Origin of the sequence: Aquimarina algicola, assembly GCF_006443095.1 — a bacterium.
Classification (GTDB): Bacteria; Bacteroidota; Bacteroidia; order Flavobacteriales; family Flavobacteriaceae; genus Aquimarina; species Aquimarina algicola.
In genome coordinates this window covers 576,849-596,067 of sequence record NZ_VFWZ01000001.1, presented here as the reverse complement: position 1 = coordinate 596,067, position 19,219 = coordinate 576,849, and the positions used below count along the sequence as shown (strand labels likewise).

Sequence of the window (19,219 nt, the reverse complement as noted above, 5' to 3'; positions counted from 1 at the left end):
CTTTTTGTAAGGAATATATTTGAATAACAACTAATAAGAATAATAAAAAAACAATATTGCTATGAAAAAGAATCTTTTTAAAAATGACAAAGTTTTAGTTAAAGTTGCAAAACTAAAAAATAATTCCTTAGAGAATGGTATTGTCGTATTTATAGCTTTTCTTTTATTACTAAACGCGCTAATAAGTTTTAGAATATTGTTTGGTTAATAACAGTTGTTTGTTTTGAGTGAATGTTTAATAAATATTCTCTTATGGCATTCTGTGATTGGATGAACTCTTCTTCATCCTTTTTTATTTGGTAATGATTAGACTCATCAATATCGTGTATTCTTGCTTTTATATTATCATTTACTTGGATTTGTAGAATATCAATAAGCTCTTTCTTTAATGACTCATCTAAAATGGGAGTTAAAACCTCGATACGTTTGTCAAGATTTCTTGTCATCCAGTCGGCACTTCCTATAAAAACATTAGGATCACCATTATTTTCAAAATAGTATATTCTTCCATGTTCTAAATACCTGTCCAGTATACTAGTAATTCTTATATTTTCGCTAATCCCTTCTATACCTGGTATCAAACAACTAAAACCTCTAACAACCAAGGTTATTTTTACTCCAGCCTGGCTAGCTTCGTATAATTTGTTGATCATTTGTTTATCCTCAAGACTATTGAGCTTTGAAATAATTTGGGCTTTGAATCCTCTTTTTGCATTTTCAATCTCAATATCAATTAGTTTTTCAAATTTTTGTCTGGTGATAAAAGGAGATACCAAAAGATGTTTTGGTTGTATATGAACACTTCTACCTGATAATACATTAAAAACCTCATCAAGTTCAGAAGTTATTTCGGGCCTTGCTGTTAATAATCCATGATCACAATAAATCTTTGATGTTTTGGCATTAAAATTACCGGTACCAATGTAACCGTAAAGTTTGTTTTTACGATTTTCTGTTCTCTTGATTAATAAAATTTTTGAATGTACTTTAATTTTTGGATAACTATAAAAAACAGAAGCCCCGTTAGACTCGAAAATCTCTCCCCATTTTAAATTATTCTCTTCATCAAATCTTGCTTTTGCTTCTACAAATACGATCACTTTTTTACCATTTTTAAGCGCTTTTAATAGTGCAGAAGTTAAATCAGATTCTTTGGCTACTCGATATAGCGAAATCTTTATCTCAGTAACAGTAGGGTCTGAAGCAGCTTGATCAATTAAGTTTTGTACATAATCAAAAGACATGTAAGGAAAATGAACCAGTTGATCTTGCTTGGCAATTATTTCAAAATAATCAGCATGGTTTTCAAAGTTTTTATGTTTTACAAGTTCAACACTTTGATAATGAAGATTGGAGTTATTTGTTGGATCAGGAAAACCAAAAAAATCACTGAAATTATGGTGCTTCCCACCAGGAACCATATCAATTTTGCCAACTTTAAAAATAGTTCGTATTAATTTTTTAATAGGTTTAGGCATAGAAGCGTCATACAATAATCGAGTAGGTTGCCCACTCCCACGTTGGTCCAATGATTCTTTTATTTTCTGGGCCAGCACGCCATCAAATTCATCTTCAATATATAATTCTGCATCTCTTGAAACCTTAATCTGATAACATGCTTCTATTTTGTGATTAGGAAATAATGTGGCTATATTTTCTTTTACGATTTCGTCTAAAAATGTGATTGTATGTATGTTACCTTTAGATGGAAAAGATACAAATCGATCTAAAATACGTGTAGGAATATTAATAATACCAATGTTTTCTATTACATCTTGAAACGTTATCACATAATACAGATCGTTATTCTTCAAGAAAGGAAGTTCTGATTGTTCTCCATCAATTATAGTAATATCAATATGTGACTTTATTGTCGAATCAAAATATTTTTTTGCATACTCTTTTTCTAGGGCGGTAAAAGAGTCATTAAAGGTTAAATGTATCCCATTTTGTTTTAATTCTGGGATGAGTACTGTATTCATTATAGTACCAAACCTCTCTTGTTGGAGTTCTACAATTTGAATAATTTCTTTAACTAGTTTGCTCGGTTTTAAAGCAAGTTTTTTACGTATTTTTTTATCAATTTTTTTAATTTGCCTTAATCTAGATAGCCTTACTCTAAAATATTCATCTAGGTTAGAAGAAAAAATAGCGAGAAATTTTAATCTTTCATAAAGAGGGTTTCTGGAGTCTTCTGCTTCCTGTAATACCCTTTCGTTAAAACTTAGCCAATTAAGATCTCGATGCTTATAGGGATATTTTTTTGTACTCATAGTACCTGCAAAATACAGGATTCTTTTTGCTTTATATTTAACTCTAGGTTAAATAACGTCTAAATACGCTACAATTTTTTCTAAGGTATAGTCAATGAGTCGATTAGTCAGTTTTTTTGGGTCTTTTGAAAATTCACCTGTTGCTCTGTTAGCTAAAATGGCATTCATAGAAACTGCTTTGTGACCTAATAATTTTGCCATTCCATATATTCCTGAGGTCTCCATTTCTAAATTTGTGATCCTTTTACCATTATACTCAAAAGAAGCAATTTTTTTATTTAAGTCACTATCTTTTAGCGGAAGTCTCAAAACTCTACTTTGTGGGCCATAAAATCCAACATTAGTAACGGTAATTCCTTTTTTTACCGAATCACTCATAAGATGTCTACTCAAATTATCATCGGATGCTACAGCATAAGGAGTAAATTTACTCTCATTCCATTTTAAATGTTCAATTAGCGCGTCAGAATACTCTTTTTGTTGAATATGTTCGCTTTTATAAAAATGTAAAAGACTATCAAAACCAATAGCCATTTCTGACATTACAAAACTATCTATAGGAATATCTTTTTGAATCGTTCCGGAAGTTCCGATACGAATAACATTTAAAGCTGTTTTTTGATTTTTTATTTCCCTTGTTTCAAAATCAATATTTACTAATGCATCCAATTCATTTAAAACGATATCAATATTATCGGTTCCGATTCCTGTAGATATAACTGTAATTCTGTGAGATTTGTATGTTCCTGTATGTGTACAAAATTCTCGTTTTTGAGCAGTGTGCTCAATATGGTCAAATCGTTGTGTTATTTGTGCTACTCTATCTGGATCACCTACTGTAATAATAGTAGTAGCAATATGTTCTGGTTTGAGATTAAGATGGTAGATACTTCCATCACTATTTAAAATGAATTCAGATTCGGCTATAGCCATATTATAATTTTAATAATTTGTGAGAATCGTTATTGTATAAATAATCGTATTTTTTTACTCCTCCATAATACCAATCAAGTATTTGAGTATTGTAAAAGTTTTTCTTTTGTTGCATAGCAAGTAATCCTCTTTCTGATAGTTGCAGGCGATCTTTTTTCTGTTCTAAAAACTGAAAAAGCCTTGCTATCACTCTTTTCATTTGCATGTCTCCATATCCATAATATCCCTGATACTCTAGAGCATATCCCATAAGTTGTTTTACATTTTTGATTTGATAATTGTTTACCATTTCTAAAATGTTATGTTCTAATACATTTAGACCTGTAAGCATATTAGGGAAACGCTGTAAATGTGCTCTCAAACAGATTGACAAATATTCAAAGGAAGAATTGTTTTTGATTTGACCAGCAATTTTTTGAGGTTTGGATTCACAATATAAAGTCCAGATATGTGCAGCAAGCTCAAGATCATCCAAAGAAAGCTTAACTTTATTTTCGTAGTGTTTTTTTAATAAAGCATCAGATAGTTCACATAGACCAAATAATTTCTTTTCATGCTCTACCTTTCCGCTACATACCAAAAAAACAGGTGTGTCATTGATACCATTACGAATCAAAAGGCTGATTACAGCAACCATATTGATATGACAGAATAAATCATACTCAAACCAAAGGATTACCTCATCATAATCAGATAAGTTTTTAATTTTTTTTAGTTGCGGAACAAATTTTGCTTCATAATCTTTAAAAGGAATTCTGTAATATCTTTTTAGAAATTCTTTTCTTTTTTTTAAAGCACTTTCAGATTCTATTTCGACTTCAGTAGGGCCTTCGCATAGCATCTCTCTCCAAATAAGGACATCGCCATCAATCAATTTCATCTCATCCAAACGTTGAGTAAGAACATCACCGTTTGTAATATGTAGCGTACGTTTTCCCAAAACTGACTAATTTTTAGTTTCTTTTACTGTATCTAGTATATAATTAATGAATATTTTCTAATCAAAAGAGAGAAGTATTATCCTCCGACACGCTTTACTTTAAAGCCTTTATCTTTTAGAAAACTCATTATTTGATCTCTATAATCCCCTTGTATTATAATTTTGTCATCTTTATAGCTGCCACCAACACTCAATAACGTTTTAATTTCTTTTGCTAAAAGTTTAAAATCATTGGTAGCTCCTGTATATCCTTCTATTATAGTGATTGGTTTTCCTTTTCTTTTTTCATATTTACAAAGTAAAGGTTCTTCCTGCATCCATAATTCATCATGCTTGTCTTCGGTAACATCTTCGTTCTCTTCAGGTCGATGATCAGGAAATAAATTTTTTAATTGATCTTGTAAATCCATTTGGAAATTGAATTACTTTTTTATTAATCCTATTTCTACAAGTCGTTGATGCAAAAACTCACCAGCAGTAATATCATCGTATTGTTTAGGATTATCTTGTGTAATACATTCTTGTAAACAATCAAGTTTCATATCACTTCTGGGGTGCATAAAAAATGGGATTGAATATCTAGGTTCGCTCCATTGCTCTTTTGGAGGATTTATTACTCTATGTATGGTAGATCTAAGTTTATTATTAGTGTGTCTTTCTAACATGTCTCCTACATTGATCACTAATTCATCTTCTTCTGGTATAGCATCTATCCATTCCCCATCTTTGCGCTGTACTTGTAAGCCTCCTGTTGATGCCCCCATGAGTAAAGTGATAAGGTTAATATCTCCATGTGCACCAGCTCTTACAGCTCCTTTTGGCTCTTGTTCAATTGGGGGATAATGTATCGGTCGTAAAATGCTATTACCATTACTTGCCCAATGATCAAAATAATACTCATCTAATCCTATATATATAGCCAAAGCTCTAAGTACATAGATCCCTGTTTTTTCTAACATTCTGTAGGCTTCCATTCCGGTAGCATTAAAACTTTCTAACTCTTCGACTGCTACATTTTCTGGATACTGTTCTATTAGATTTGCATTAGGATCAGGTTCTTGTCCAAAATGCCAAAATTCTTTAAGATCACCTTCTTTTTTTCCTTTAGCATGTTCTTTTCCAAATGATGTATATCCTCGTTGACCTCCCAATCCTTTTATCTCGTATTTCTCTTTTGTTTCTAGAGGTAATGCAAAAAATGATTTAACATCATTGTACAAATTTTTTACCAATTCATCACTCAAAAAATGATTTCTCAGAGCTACAAATCCGATTTCTTCATATGCTTTTCCTATTTCGTCTACAAACTTCTGTTTGCGTGCAGGTTCTGTTGATATAAAATCTGCAAGATCTACGCTTGGTATAGTATTCATTGGTATCAAAATAAATTTAGGAAACTAAAATAGAAGTATTTTGTTAAAAAAACGCTATTACAGTTTCGATTTTTGTTTACTTTTTTAAAAAAGTACTAATTTATGAGATTATTAAGGTATAGCTGTAAAAACTTAGTAAATTTAAATAATTCATAGAATTGTTGTATTCAAATTAACAACTAGTTAGTACTATAAGATAATTATATGAGTTGAGAATGATTAATAAACACAAATTAAAACTCAAAACCTCTTTTATGGAGCATATTTCTGAACAAAAAGCTGAATTATACTTTGATAGGAAAGAATATGATACCAATATTTTGGTCTCTCTTTATCAAAAAATGTTGAAACCACGACTTATTGAAGAAAAAATGCTTGTTCTTTTGCGACAAGGCAAGATATCAAAATGGTTTAGCGGTATTGGTCAAGAAGCTATTGCAGTTGGTGTTACAGCTGCTTTAGAGCCGGATGAATTTATTTTACCGATGCATAGAAATCTTGGGGTTTTTACGTCTAGAAATATTGAGATGTATAGGCTTTTTAGTCAATGGCAAGGAAAAAATAATGGTTTTACCAAAGGACGAGATCGTTCTTTTCATTTTGGGACACAAGAATTTAATATTGTGGGTATGATTTCTCATTTGGGACCTCAGATGGCAGTAGCATGCGGAATTGCTTTAGGAAACCTATTGAAGAAAAATAATAAAGTTACTGCTGTTTTTACCGGAGAAGGAGGAACGAGTGAAGGTGATTTTCATGAAGCGCTTAATATTGCTTCTGTTTGGAATTTACCTGTGATTTTTTGTATAGAGAATAACGGTTATGGATTATCTACACCTACCTATGAACAATATCATTGTGAAAACCTTGCAGATAGAGGTAAAGGATATGGAATAGAATCTTTTATAATTGAAGGTAATAACGTTTTAGAGGTATATGATAAAGTATCTACACTTGCTGCAAGTATTAGAAAACAACCAAGGCCTGTACTTTTAGAGTTTAAAACCTTCAGACGTAGAGGACATGAAGAGGCTAGTGGTACCAAATATGTTCCTGAAGATTTAATGAAATTTTGGGAAACAAAAGATCCTATAGAAAATTATAAAAAATACTTGATAGAAAACCATTTATGGTCAGAAGAACAAGATGCTGCTACAACTTTAGAAATTAAAAATAAAATTAATTTGCATTGGAATAAAGCAAATAATGAACCCGCTGTTGATGTAGATCTTGACAAAGAAAAGAATGATGTGTATACCAACTTTGATTACAAAGAAATCAAACCAAGTTTATCAACTTATGAACTAAGGTTTGTAGATGCTATTTCTGATGGGCTTAAAGTTGCGATGGAAAAGCATGATGATCTAATGATCATGGGGCAAGATATTGCAGAGTATGGGGGTGTTTTTAAGATTACAGAAGGGTTTGTGAATATTTTTGGAAAAGAAAGAGTTCGTAATACACCAATTTGTGAGTCAGGGATTGTTTCTACAGGATATGGATTGTCTATAAATGGGATGAAAGCAGTTGTAGAAATGCAATTTGCAGATTTTGTATCATCAGGTTTTAATCCTATTGTAAATCTTTTGGCAAAATCAAATTATAGATGGGAGCAGTCTGCGAATGTAGTGATTAGGATGCCTTGTGGTGCTGGTGTAGGAGCAGGTCCTTTTCATAGTCAAACTAATGAAGCCTGGTTTATAAAAACGCCTGGGCTTAAGGTAGTATATCCAGCATTTCCTAAGGATGCAAAAGGGCTTTTAATAACAGCAATAGAAGACCCAAATCCAGTATTGTTTTTTGAACATAAAGCATTATACAGAAGTATTCGACAAGAAGTTCCCGATGGATATTACAATCTCCCACTAGGACAAGCTTCTGTAATCAGAGAAGGAAGTGATATCTCGATTATTACCTATGGCGCTGGAGTACATTGGGCGTTAGAAGTGTTAAAAAAAATGGAAGATATTCAGGCAGATCTTATTGATTTAAGAACACTTCAACCTCTTGATGTAGAAACTATATGTGCTTCTGTTAAGAAAACAGGTAAAGTAATCATTTTACAAGAAGACTCTTTGTTTGGAGGTATCGCTTCTGATATTTCAGCCATGATAGTTGAAAGTTGTTTCGAATATTTAGACGCTCCAATAAAAAGAGTAGCAAGTCTTGATACTCCAATTCCTTTTGATCAAAATTTAGAAAATCAATATCTGGCAAAAAGTAGATTTGAAAAAGAATTACTTGATTTATTAGAGTATTAATCTAGAATATTAAGAAAATGTTATGATTTTTTTTTAAAATTGAATACTAATTTGTTTGTTTTTATTCATGTATTGTGCTGATTGTCGATGAAATAAAGTTTTTAAACGATATTAAATAAAAGCTTAGAAAAATAGGGGTAAAATCCCCTTTGGCATATGTTGTATGTTCCTTAAGTAAATCTTAATTTCGCGCCTAGTTTATACTAATTTTAAATCTTTTGGGTTTAGAAATCGGGAGATTAAATATAATACATGGATAAAAAACATTTGGAACATATAGGTTCTTCTACAATATTGGTAACCGGTGCTGCTGGTTTTATAGGTTCTAACTTATGTGAAGCTTTATTAGACATTGGTAGTACTGTAATTGCTTTAGATAACTTTGCTACTGGGCATAAAAAGAATATTGCTGCAATAGAAGAACATCCAAACTTTACTTTTATAGAAGGAGATATAAGAAATCTAGAAGATTGCCATAAGGCTTGCAAGGGAGTAGATTTTATACTTCATCAAGCAGCATTGGGATCGGTACCAAGGTCAATCAATGATCCAATAACTTCAAACGAAGTGAATGTAAGTGGTTTTCTTAATATGTTGATCGCTGCTCGTGATGCAAAAGTCAAAAGATTTATATATGCGGCAAGTTCTTCTACCTATGGTGATTCAAAAACACTTCCCAAAATAGAAGATAATATAGGAAAGCCCTTATCACCTTACGCCATCACAAAATATGTTAACGAATTATATGCGGATAATTTTAAGCGTACATATGATTTAGATACTATCGGGTTAAGATATTTTAATGTCTTTGGACGTAAACAAGATCCGGATGGAGCTTATGCAGCTGTAATTCCAAAATTCGTCATGCAACTTATGAAACATGAATCTCCTGTAATCAATGGCGATGGGTCATTTTCAAGAGATTTTACTTATATAGATAATGTAATACAAATGAATCTTAGAGCAATGGTATCAGAAAATCCAGACGCTCTCAACACAATTTATAACACTGCCTATGGAGAAAGAACAACTCTTAACGAATTAACTACACTTCTTAAAAAATATTTATCAGAATTTGATGTTACTATTGGTAATGTTGACATAAAATATGGTCCTGAGCGCAAGGGAGATGTTCCGCATTCTTTGGCTTCTATAGATAAAGCAAAAGAATTATTGGGGTATGCTCCAGAATTTGATATGGAGTCAGGGCTAAAAGAAGCTGTAAAGTGGTATTGGAAACATTTATAATACGAAACACATTATCTTAAATAAACAAATATTATAAGTATGCAAGACATGAAAATTGCTGTTGTAGGACTTGGATATGTAGGATTACCTTTAGCGAGGCTTTTTGCTACAAAATATCCTGTTATCGGATTCGATATTAATCAAAGTAGAGTAGAAGAGTTGTCTTCGGGTACAGATTCAACTTTAGAAGTAGAGGATGAATTACTACAATCTGTTTTAAAAGACTCTCCATCTATAGAAGGTAAAGGTCTTTTTTGTTCTTCAAATTTAGAAGATATAAAAGATTGTAATTATTATGTAATTACAGTTCCTACTCCTGTAGATAAAAACAATAGGCCGGATCTTACTCCACTTTATAAATCTAGTGAGACAGTTGCCAAAGTATTAAAAAAAGGAGATATCGTAATTTATGAATCAACAGTTTACCCTGGTGTAACAGAAGAAGAATGTATCCCAGTATTAGAAAAATTCAGCGGATTAAAGTTTAATGAAGATTTCTTTGCAGGGTATTCTCCGGAGCGTATCAATCCAGGAGACAAAAAGCATACTGTAGAAAAAATATTGAAAGTTACCTCTGGATCTACTCCCGAGATTGGTAAAAAAGTAGATGATTTATATAATTCTGTTATAGGAGCTGGAACACATCTGGCACCAACTATAAAAGTAGCAGAAGCAGCAAAGGTTATAGAAAACTCACAAAGAGATATTAATATTGCTTTTGTAAATGAATTGGCAAAAATATTCAACTTAATGGATATTGATACCAATGACGTTTTAGAAGCTGCAGGTACAAAATGGAACTTTCTTCCTTTCAAACCAGGATTAGTAGGAGGACATTGTATAGGTGTTGATCCTTATTACTTAGCACAAAGAGCACAAGAATTTGGATATCATCCAGAAATTATTTTAGCAGGAAGAAGATTGAATGACAGTATGGGACAATATGTGGCTTCTGAGGTCATAAAACTAATGGTAAAGCATGATATCCATATCAAAGGAGCTAATGTTTTGGTACTAGGAATAACATTTAAAGAAAACTGCCCGGATGTACGTAATACAAGAGCCGTAGATGTCATCAATCAACTTAAAGATTTTGGGACAAATGTAACTGTATTTGATCCTTGGGCAAGTCCTGAAGAGGTAAAACATGAATATAATCTAGAAACCATAAACCAATTACCAACTGAAAAATATGATGCAGTAGTATTGACTGTTGCACACAAAGAATTTTTAGATGTTGATATTAATTCCTTATTAGAATCTAATGGAGTATTGTATGATGTAAAAGGAATATTGACAGAAAATGTACATGGTCGATTATAAGAAGATTTTAAAATAATAGTGAAAAAAGTCTTATTCTTTATAGAAAGCCTTTCGGGGGGAGGAGCAGAAAAAGTATTGACTGACCTGGTATCAAATTTGGATGCAACCAAATATGAGATCACAGTATGCTCTTTGGTTGATGTGGGGGTTTACAATGATTATCTTAATTCTATTTGTACCTATAAAAGTATATTACCTAACAGAGATACATTAAATGCTTTACAAAAAAGAGTATACGGAATTAGATATAATTTGATTCGAAAAATGCCTGCAAAATGGCTTTACTCTCGCTTCTTTAAAGAAAAATATGATGTTGAAATTGCCTATATCGAAGGTTTTGCTACCAAGATTATAGGCAATTCTACAAATCCTAACTCTAAGAAAATCGCTTGGGTACATATAGACTTGTACGCAAACCACTGGACAAAAACAGAATACAAAAATCTACAGGAAGAAAAAGAGGTCTATCAAAATTATGATCATATTGTTAGCGTAGCTAAAAGTGTACAGGATGCATTTTCAAAACGATTCGGGATTACCAATAAATTATCAGTTAAATATAATCCTATTGATAGAGAGGACATTTTATCTAAAGCAGAAAAACCGCTTGATAACATCCTTCCCAAAAAAGGAATTCGATTAGTAACAGTGGGTCGACTTGAGGATCAAAAAGGATATGATCGCCTACTGGAAATAGTAAAAAAACTAAAGTCTGATGGTTTTGTATTTGAATTATGGATTGTTGGTAGAGGATCTCAACAATCTGATTTAGAAAACTATATTTCTGATAATGATTTACATGATGTAGTCACTTTACAAGGATTTCAGAAAAATCCATACCAATTTGTTAGTGCTTCAGATGCTTTTGTCTGCTCCTCACGATCAGAAGGGTTTAGCACAGTAGTTACAGAAGCATTAATCTTAGGAAAACCTGTTGTGGCAACTGATTGTTCGGGTATGACAGAGTTATTAGGTGATAATGAGTACGGATTGATCACAGAAAACGATACAGAATCATTATACATAGGATTAAAGAAGTTTTTAAGTGATGCCTCTTTAAGAGTACACTATACAGAAAAAAGTAAAGAAAGAAGTGTTGATTTTGATATTAACGCTATTGTAAAAAGTATAGAAGAATTGTTATGACAAAAAAGACAAACATACTTTTTATGAATAACAGCCTATATGCAGGAGGTGCAGAAAAAATTTTACAAACACTCCTTAGGCAATTAGATCCTGATCGTTACGCAATTACTTTATACAGTATCAAAAAAGAACACTTTGATACCAATATATATCCCGCACATATTCAATATCATTATATTTTTGATCAAAATAATGGGGAGAAAGGATTTTTAAGTAGTTTATGGATGAGGATCATAAACAAAATGAAATTGTCTATTTATCATTCGCTGTCTCCAAAAACTTTTTATAAACTATTTGTAAAAGGAAAATATGATATAGAAGTAGCTTATATAGAAGGATATAGTACAAAAATTATTAGTGGATCTTCAAATCCTAATTCCAAAAAGATTGCTTGGGTACATATAGATTTAGAAGCAAATCATTGGACAAGTGAAGAGTATAAAAGTCTTGAGCAGGAAATTGAAGCATATAAAAAGTTTGACCATATTGCGAGTGTATCTAAAAGTGTACAAGATGCATTTTCTCGAAAATTTAACATACAAGATAAGCTTACCGTAAAGTATAACCCGGTTGACCAAGAAGAAATTAAAGGAAAAGCTTTGCAAACACAACATGAAGCCAAGACAAAACCAATACGACTGATCACTATAGGTCGCCTCGAAGACCAAAAGGGATATGATCGATTGGTTAGAATTGTGAATCGTCTCAAAGAAGAATATGCTTTTGAATTATGGATTTTAGGAGAAGGTACACAAAGAAAAATACTGGAAGAATATATTCATCAGCATGATTTACAAGAAATTATCACATTATATGGTTTTCAATCAAATCCATATTCATTTTTAGATGCGGCAGATGCTTTTGTATGTTCTTCACGATCAGAAGGGTTTAGTACAGTAGTTACTGAAGCATTGATTCTGGGTAAACCTGTTGTTGCTACAGATTGTTCGGGTATGACAGAATTACTCGGTGATAGTGAATATGGTTTGATCACAGAAAATGACGAAGATGCTTTGTACCAAGGACTCAAAAAATTTCTTGGCGATCAATCATTAAGAGCTCATTATGCAGAGAAAAGTAAAGAACGAAGCAAAGACTTTGATATAAAAGTAACGGTTCAGGAAATAGAAAAAATGTGGTATGAATAAACAACTACTCTCCTTAATAAGTGTTATTGTCCCTATTTATAATTCTGAAAAATATTTGAGTCGTTGTATCAAATCTATTTGCGATCAGACCTACAATAATATTGAGATTATCCTGGTCAATGATGGTTCAAAAGATACTAGTTTATCAATTTGTAAAGAATACAAAGCTAATAATGATCGTATAAAAGTGATCGATATCCCCAATGGAGGAGTTTCTAATGCCAGAAACACAGGACTTGCTGTAGCTAAAGGAGAGTACATTCAATTTATTGATAGCGATGATTATGTAGCAGCAAATTATATAGAAAGATTACTATCAGTTTTAGAAAAGCAAAATGCTCAATTAGCAGTTTGCTCCATCGAGTCTTTTGATAGTAATGGCAATATGTTTGATAAATGGAGTGTCGACCATAAAGAATTTGATATAGAAAATCCGAATAGAGACCTATTTTTAGAACTTATTCAGAAATTTTTGCTCTTTGGTCCTGTGAATAAACTTTATTTTAGAAATATTATTGAAGAGCATGATATTAAATTTGATACCTCATTATCCTATGGAGAAGATTTACTTTTTAATTTTGAATATTTAAAACATGTAAAGAAGCTAGCGTTGACTAATGAAGTCTCATATCATTACATTCATGAAAACACAGAGTCTTTATCAAAAAAGAATTATGAGAATAAAACAGAATTGGCAAAACGTATTCATTATGTTTTGTTGGATTTCTTTACCTATTTAGGATTTACAGATGAGATCAGTCTAAAAGTTTTATACAGTAGACTATTTGATTATTATTATAATATGCTATTTGCGATTTGCAATAATATAAAATTAGAGTTTTCTGAGAAAAAAAGTAAAATTAGATCTTTGCTCAATGATAAAGAATTAAAGAAAAGTTTTCTTTATTTTGACAAACAAAAATATGCCGGATGGATCATATTTTGTATGAAATATAAATTGATCACACCATTTATTTTGATCAATGGTATGACAAAAAGTAGTAAATAACCAATAAACAATAATAAAATCAACTAAAAATGAATAAACTAATGATGTATCCTCATGGAGGAAGTTATAACCATGGGTGCGAAGCCATCGTAAAAACCACATTAGATATTATGGAAAAAGCAATTCCTGATATCAGCAAAGAAAAAATATTATTTTCGATGCGACCCAATGAGGATATTCAATTTGATGTTCATGAAGAATGTAAGGTTTTTCCTCAAACTAAACCATTAGACTCAAAATTTTCTGCTAATTATATTTCGGGAATGTTTAAGCTAAAGGTTCTTGGGGATAAAGATGTTTTTGATAGAATTGCGCATAGAGAGATTTTTGATAGGGCAGACAAAAATACATTGGCTCTCTCTATTGGAGGAGACAACTACTGTTATGGTAGACCGGGAGATATATATTATATCAATTCTTATGTTAGAAAAAATGGTTCAAAAACGGTGTTGTGGGGATGTTCTATAGAACCTAGCGCTATGGATGATGAAATGGTAGAAGACCTGAAACAATATGAATTCATTTTTGCAAGAGAGACGATCACATATAATGCATTATTAGAAAAAGGAGTAGAAAAAGCACGATTATGCCCTGACCCTGCATTTCTTTTAGAAAAAGAAGAAGTCGAATTACCACAAGGCTTTGAAGAAGGCAATACTATAGGGATTAATCTTAGCCCTATGATTATGTCTTATGAAAAGAATGAAGGAGCTGCGTTTGACAACTATAAAGCATTAATAGAATATCTTATAGCAGAAACAAAATATCAGATTGCATTGATACCCCATGTGATGTGGGATCATAATGATGATAGAATCCCTTTAAAGAAGTTATATGAAAACTTCAAAGACACAAATAGAGTAATTTTTGTTGCAGAAGACAATAAGTTCAATTGTTCTCAATTAAAATATATCATTTCTAAATGTAATATTTTTATAGCGGCTAGAACACACTCTTCTATAGCAGCATACTCACAATGTGTACCAACTTTAGTTGTTGGATATTCTGTTAAAGCCATCGGTATTGCTCGTGATCTTTTTGGAACAGAAGAAGGATATGTATTTCCTGTACAGTCATTAAATGAACGAGAGGATTTAATTGAACAATTTAAAAACTTTGCTGCCAAAGAAGAAAAAGTAAGAGCCTATCTAGTAAGTATGATGCCAGAATATAAGAGCAGGATTATCGAAGCTGCTAAAGAAATTAATACATTGCAGTAAATATAAAATATCGGCGAGCCCCAAATGATATAATTTTATGATTATTAATTACTTACTTTTAGTACACAAAAACCCAAAACAGGTAGAAAAATTAGTAAATGCATTAGATCAAGAGCAAGTCAATTTTTTTATTCATGTTGATGGTCGAAAAGAAATAGAACCCTATCAAGCAGTACTAAAGGAAAGAAAAAACATATATTTTATCCCTGAAAGTTTTAGAGTTTCTGTGACTTGGGGTAATTTTTCTGTTGTAGATGCAATGATTAATGTAATGCATTTTCTTAAACAAAATGAGGTAGAAGGAACTGTAATGGTATTAAGTGGACAATGTTATCCAATTAAAAATTCTAAAGAAATTGTACGTTTCTTGACTAATAATCCGGATATTAATTATATCGATAGGTTCGAAATGCCAACAGAAGAAGGAATCTGGGGAAAATACAGAGGTATGGATAGATTAGAATTTTATGGGTTCAAAATTTATGGTTCTGATAGGGTGATTACTAAGTTTCCGCATGTGTATCACAAAGACTTCTATACCTTATACAATCTTAAGAAAGTAGCAAAATTAGTATCTGTAAAACCGAAATTAGCACTCAAACTTTTTACAAAAAGAAAATTCCCAAAGTATATAGAACCATATGGAGGTGAACTCTGGTGGGCGTTACCTATGAGCACAATTCTAGAAATATTATCTTTTTTAGATAAGCATCCTGATTACATCCCATATCATAAAGATACGGTATCTGTTAGTGAAATCTTTTTCCATAGTATTGTGCATAGTCTTTTTCCCGAAGAGAAATGTAAACCGTCATTGATGTACACCAATTGGAAGAGAAAAAATTGTACACTTCCTGTAACTTTTGCAAAAGATGACCTTGACGAATTGATGCAACAAGATGACAAGCTTTTTGCACGAAAATTTGATATCGAATATGACGACGAAATATTACAATTACTAGATGACAAAGTATTAGTATAAATAAATAGGAAGAAATATGCTAAACTGGATGAAGAGAATAGTAAAACGCATTTTGGGGATCAATAATGGGATTACTTACAAAGATTGCATCAAAATGGGAATGAAAGTAGGAACAAATGTACTTCAACTACACGAAGTTACTTTTGACTACTCGCATTGCTGGTTGATAGAAATTGGTAACGATGTTGTTTTTGCTCCACAAGTTTATCTTTTGGCGCATGATGCCAGCACAAAAAAAGACCTTAACTATACCAAAATTGCTAAAATCAAAATTAAAGATGGTGCTTTTATAGGGGCTCGAGCTATTATAATGCCTGGCGTAACTATAGGAAGAAATGCAATCATAGCAGCTGGTAGCGTAGTTGTTAAATCTGTACCCGATGGCATGATTGCAGGAGGAAACCCGGCAAAAATTATTGGGAAGACAGAAGATTATATTCAAAAACACAGAGAATTACTCGAAACTTCAAAAAAATATGATGAGAAATGGACAATCCATAATGGTATCACAGAAGATATGAGAAATCAAATGAGCAAAGAACTTGATGATACTTCCGGATATGTAGTGTAAATTTGAATCTATACTAAAACCAACACCAACACAAAAACTTAAATATGATATACTTTTTACTCACGCTTCTTTTTATTATATCCTTTATTCTTCTAATCACTTTAGGATTAGATACGCTATTGTTTGCGCGTAATGTTTTCAGAAGATACAAAATAGGGCGATGGACAGATAGAGCTATCTGGTTGAAACAAGTACAAACTATTAATTTACAATGGTTAAAGAAAACACCAACAGTAAAACTTACTGATAATGAGTGCTATGTTATTAAGGATATGATAAAAGGACATTATCGCAGTTCAACGATACAATCGTGGCAAGAAGGAGGAGCATTATTAGGCGCTCTGTCAACTTCAAACGCTGATCAGAATATCAAAAACTTTATCAGTTCTAAAATTGATGCTCAAACAGGAAAATGGAAAGAAAATCCACAATATGTAGATAGTGGTTTATTAGGATATACAGTATTGAAAACCAATGCAGAGATCAAAACAATTGAACCTGCACTAGATCAAATCATACAATTAATAGAAGAAAGCAAAGGAGAGGATGGTACGGTTTTTTATCGAAAAGGGATTCCTAATATCCGTTTTGTAGATACAATCGGTTTTATTTGCCCGTTTTTGACTGCATATGGGATACAATTTCAGAAAGAAGAATATATAGATTTGGCGATACTCCAAATTAAAGCATATGTAGAAAAAGCATTTTTACCAAATAAATATATTCCGGCACATGCGTATGACCTCAAAAAAGATATGCCATTAGGTTTGTATGGTTGGGGTAGAGGATTAGGGTGGTTTATTTTGGGTATTGTAGATACATATAATGAATTACCTAAAGATCATACAGCAAAAGAATATCTAAAATCATTAATTCTGAATACAGCAAATGACCTTATGCCATTTCAAAAAGAGAATGGAAGTTTTGCTGCGATGCTTGCTGTAGATGCTTCGAGGCACGATTCTTCTATTACAACTTTGGGAGGATGGTTGTTATTAAATGCTTATATGATAACCTCTGACGAAAAATATCTGGAAGCTACCCAAAAATGTATTTCAAGTTTGATGCAGGCAACTCGTAGAAATGGAATTATTGATTTTTGTCAGGGAGATACAAAAGGTATTGGGCTATATGCACAAACATTTGATCTTATGCCATTTGTACAAGGGCTTACCATACGATTAGTTACTCGTTTCGATAACTTAACAACTCATTAATACGTTTACATTAAGGTAATGAATACCGATTCTAGAACAGTAAATTCAATACGTAATATCGGAGCAGGATTTGTTGGACAAATTCTGCAAGCGGCAGTGGGATTTATTAGTAGAACTGTTTTTATAAACTATTTGGCAGTAGAATATTTGGGGATCAATGGGCTATTTAGTAGTATCCTTTCTGTGTTGAGTTTGACAGAATTGGGAGTTGGTACCGCTTTCATCTACTCATTATATAAGCCTCTGGCAGAAAAGAATAAACAGGCAATAGCTACAATAATGCGATTGTACAAAAAAGTATATATAAGCATTGGTATTGCTGTGTTTATTTTGGGGCTTTGTGTGCTTCCTTTTTTAGACTTGATTATTGAAGAGAAACCTGAGAATGTTGTAGAAAACCTATCTTTTTTGTACCTATTTTTCTTATTTAATACCGCTTCTACATATTTCTTTAATTACAAAACAGCATTGCTTAATGCTGATCAACGTAATTTTATTACGACCATCAATTATGCAGCATTCTATATTCTTCAGAACATAGCCCAGATAATCGTATTAATTGTTACCAAAAACTTTATCTACTACTTATCTGCTCAATTAATATTTCAATTTTTAGGAAACCTAACAATATCATTGATAGTAGACAGGATGTACCCTTTTTTGAAGGAATTTAAAAAAGAAAAAATAGATCCGATCATCAAAAAACAAATTATCTCAAATGCCAAAGCTACCTTTTTAATACGTATTGGCGGAGTGATGGTAAATAATACAGATAATATTATTGTAAATTATTTTTCCGGATTAGCGTTACTAGGATATTTGACCAATTATACACTTTTGATAGGAATATTAACAACGTTTATAGCACAAGTATTCAATAATATTTCGGCCAGTATTGCACAGGTAAATGCTATAGAAAGCAAAGAAAAGCAGTATGAAATCTTTAATATGGTCAATCTTGCCAATTTTTGGATTTATGGATTTTGTAGTATTTGTATCATTGTTTTGATGAATGATTTTATTGTAGTTTGGGTTGGAGAATCGTTTACTTTACCGGTTTCGATCTCAGTGATGCTGGCGATTAATTTCTTTATGTTGGGCATGCAAAATGCAATATGGACATTCAAAACTACCTATGGGTACTTTAATGAAGGTAAATATTTAGTAATCTTGACAGCAGTATTAAACCTTGGTTTTTCTTTTGCTTTAGGGCATGTGTATGGATTATTAGGGATTCTTATGGCAACAGCACTATCACGCTTAGTTTCTAATTTTTGGTATGATCCCTATATTGTTTTCAAACTGGGATTAAAAATTCCACCTGTAGTTTATCTCAAAAAGTTTTTAATCTATGTTTTAATAATTACATTTGCAGGAATTACGACATATTATATCGCACAGTTTTGTAATTTTTCAAGAGTTATAAATTTAATTATAAAAGCAGTTCTGTGTATTCTTATCCCCAATACGATCATTGTACTATGTTATAAAAACACCCCTGAGTTTCATAAGGTAGTACAAACGTTTAAAGCTTCGTATCAGTCGATAACAAAAAAAATTAGAAAAGGATAAGAA

At 31.8% G+C, this 19,219-nt stretch carries 16 protein-coding genes; 11 read left to right on the top strand and 5 right to left on the bottom strand.

Annotated features, from left to right (window positions below):
- Positions 1 to 188 precede the first annotated feature (188 nt).
- The 5 genes from ppk1 to FHK87_RS02700 form a co-directional block, all read right to left on the bottom strand.
- Entirely contained in the window at positions 189 to 2,273 is a 2,085-nt protein-coding gene (ppk1, locus tag FHK87_RS02720; protein ID WP_140589470.1) for a polyphosphate kinase 1, read from the bottom strand.
- Positions 2,274 to 2,321: 48 nt separating this feature from the next.
- Complete coding sequence (locus FHK87_RS02715; protein WP_140589468.1) at positions 2,322 to 3,206, bottom strand: nucleoside phosphorylase; 885 nt, start codon at positions 3,204 to 3,206, stop codon at positions 2,322 to 2,324.
- A gap of 1 nt (position 3,207) precedes the next feature.
- On the bottom strand, positions 3,208 to 4,146 hold the full coding sequence (locus FHK87_RS02710) for a DUF1835 domain-containing protein (protein WP_140589467.1): 939 nt from the start codon (positions 4,144 to 4,146) through the stop codon (positions 3,208 to 3,210).
- 77 nt (positions 4,147 to 4,223) lie between these two features.
- Positions 4,224 to 4,556 carry a translation initiation factor gene (locus FHK87_RS02705; RefSeq protein ID WP_140589465.1) on the bottom strand — a complete coding sequence of 111 codons (333 nt, stop codon included), beginning with the start codon at positions 4,554 to 4,556 and terminating at the stop codon, positions 4,224 to 4,226.
- A 12-nt stretch (positions 4,557 to 4,568) separates the two neighbouring features.
- Entirely contained in the window at positions 4,569 to 5,519 is a 951-nt protein-coding gene (locus FHK87_RS02700; RefSeq protein ID WP_140589462.1) for an isopenicillin N synthase family dioxygenase, read from the bottom strand.
- Positions 5,520 to 5,773: 254 nt separating this feature from the next.
- Here FHK87_RS02700 and FHK87_RS02695 point away from each other — a divergent pair, with 254 nt between their 5' ends.
- The 11 genes from FHK87_RS02695 to FHK87_RS02645 all read left to right on the top strand — a co-directional run bounded on the left by FHK87_RS02695 (position 5,774) and on the right by FHK87_RS02645 (position 19,216).
- Positions 5,774 to 7,780 (top strand): alpha-ketoacid dehydrogenase subunit alpha/beta, encoded by a 2,007-nt coding sequence (locus tag FHK87_RS02695; protein ID WP_140589460.1) that lies wholly within the window; start codon positions 5,774 to 5,776, stop codon positions 7,778 to 7,780.
- A gap of 252 nt (positions 7,781 to 8,032) precedes the next feature.
- Positions 8,033 to 9,028 carry an SDR family oxidoreductase gene (locus tag FHK87_RS02690; RefSeq protein ID WP_140589457.1) on the top strand — a complete coding sequence of 332 codons (996 nt, stop codon included), beginning with the start codon at positions 8,033 to 8,035 and terminating at the stop codon, positions 9,026 to 9,028.
- A 39-nt stretch (positions 9,029 to 9,067) separates the two neighbouring features.
- On the top strand, positions 9,068 to 10,351 hold the full coding sequence (locus FHK87_RS02685) for a nucleotide sugar dehydrogenase (RefSeq protein ID WP_140589455.1): 1,284 nt from the start codon (positions 9,068 to 9,070) through the stop codon (positions 10,349 to 10,351).
- A gap of 18 nt (positions 10,352 to 10,369) precedes the next feature.
- A complete protein-coding gene (locus FHK87_RS02680) occupies positions 10,370 to 11,497 on the top strand; it encodes a glycosyltransferase (RefSeq protein ID WP_140589452.1) in 1,128 nt (375 codons plus the stop codon).
- 23 nt (positions 11,498 to 11,520) lie between these two features.
- Positions 11,521 to 12,645, top strand: a complete 1,125-nt coding sequence (locus tag FHK87_RS02675) for a glycosyltransferase (protein WP_226294022.1) — start codon at positions 11,521 to 11,523, stop codon at positions 12,643 to 12,645.
- Positions 12,638 to 13,654, top strand: a complete 1,017-nt coding sequence (locus FHK87_RS02670) for a glycosyltransferase family 2 protein (RefSeq protein ID WP_140589447.1) — start codon at positions 12,638 to 12,640, stop codon at positions 13,652 to 13,654. The genes FHK87_RS02675 and FHK87_RS02670 overlap by 8 nt, the downstream gene beginning before the upstream one ends.
- A gap of 29 nt (positions 13,655 to 13,683) precedes the next feature.
- Positions 13,684 to 14,874: a polysaccharide pyruvyl transferase family protein gene (locus FHK87_RS02665; protein WP_140589445.1), complete on the top strand. Its 1,191-nt coding sequence runs from the start codon at positions 13,684 to 13,686 to the stop codon at positions 14,872 to 14,874.
- A 37-nt stretch (positions 14,875 to 14,911) separates the two neighbouring features.
- Positions 14,912 to 15,856: a beta-1,6-N-acetylglucosaminyltransferase gene (locus FHK87_RS02660; protein WP_140589442.1), complete on the top strand. Its 945-nt coding sequence runs from the start codon at positions 14,912 to 14,914 to the stop codon at positions 15,854 to 15,856.
- 28 nt (positions 15,857 to 15,884) lie between these two features.
- The gene (locus FHK87_RS02655) at positions 15,885 to 16,427 is read left to right on the top strand and encodes an acyltransferase (RefSeq protein ID WP_226294020.1); all 543 of its coding nucleotides are present in this window, start codon (positions 15,885 to 15,887) and stop codon (positions 16,425 to 16,427) included.
- Between the two features lie 44 nt (positions 16,428 to 16,471).
- On the top strand, positions 16,472 to 17,644 hold the full coding sequence (locus tag FHK87_RS02650; RefSeq protein ID WP_140589437.1) for a glycoside hydrolase family 88 protein: 1,173 nt from the start codon (positions 16,472 to 16,474) through the stop codon (positions 17,642 to 17,644).
- 18 nt (positions 17,645 to 17,662) lie between these two features.
- Complete coding sequence (locus tag FHK87_RS02645) at positions 17,663 to 19,216, top strand: lipopolysaccharide biosynthesis protein (RefSeq protein WP_140589434.1); 1,554 nt, start codon at positions 17,663 to 17,665, stop codon at positions 19,214 to 19,216.
- Positions 19,217 to 19,219 lie beyond the last annotated feature (3 nt).

Bases quoted from the DNA above. Each gene is read 5' to 3' on its own strand.
- FHK87_RS02665 (WP_140589445.1), top strand. From the start codon at position 13,684: ATGAATAAACTAATGATGTATCCTCATGGAGGAAGTTATAACCATGGG.
- FHK87_RS02655 (WP_226294020.1), top strand. From the start codon at position 15,885: ATGAAGAGAATAGTAAAACGCATTTTGGGGATCAATAATGGGATTACT.
- FHK87_RS02670 (WP_140589447.1), top strand. From the start codon at position 12,638: ATGAATAAACAACTACTCTCCTTAATAAGTGTTATTGTCCCTATTTAT.
- FHK87_RS02690 (WP_140589457.1), top strand. From the start codon at position 8,033: ATGGATAAAAAACATTTGGAACATATAGGTTCTTCTACAATATTGGTA.
- FHK87_RS02675 (WP_226294022.1), top strand. From the start codon at position 11,521: ATGAATAACAGCCTATATGCAGGAGGTGCAGAAAAAATTTTACAAACA.
- FHK87_RS02705 (WP_140589465.1), bottom strand. From the start codon at position 4,556: ATGGATTTACAAGATCAATTAAAAAATTTATTTCCTGATCATCGACCT.
- FHK87_RS02660 (WP_140589442.1), top strand. From the start codon at position 14,912: ATGATTATTAATTACTTACTTTTAGTACACAAAAACCCAAAACAGGTA.
- ppk1 (WP_140589470.1), bottom strand. From the start codon at position 2,273: ATGAGTACAAAAAAATATCCCTATAAGCATCGAGATCTTAATTGGCTA.
- FHK87_RS02645 (WP_140589434.1), top strand. From the start codon at position 17,663: ATGAATACCGATTCTAGAACAGTAAATTCAATACGTAATATCGGAGCA.
- FHK87_RS02695 (WP_140589460.1), top strand. From the start codon at position 5,774: ATGGAGCATATTTCTGAACAAAAAGCTGAATTATACTTTGATAGGAAA.
- FHK87_RS02700 (WP_140589462.1), bottom strand. From the start codon at position 5,519: ATGAATACTATACCAAGCGTAGATCTTGCAGATTTTATATCAACAGAA.
- FHK87_RS02685 (WP_140589455.1), top strand. From the start codon at position 9,068: ATGCAAGACATGAAAATTGCTGTTGTAGGACTTGGATATGTAGGATTA.
- FHK87_RS02715 (WP_140589468.1), bottom strand. From the start codon at position 3,206: ATGGCTATAGCCGAATCTGAATTCATTTTAAATAGTGATGGAAGTATC.
- FHK87_RS02650 (WP_140589437.1), top strand. From the start codon at position 16,472: ATGATATACTTTTTACTCACGCTTCTTTTTATTATATCCTTTATTCTT.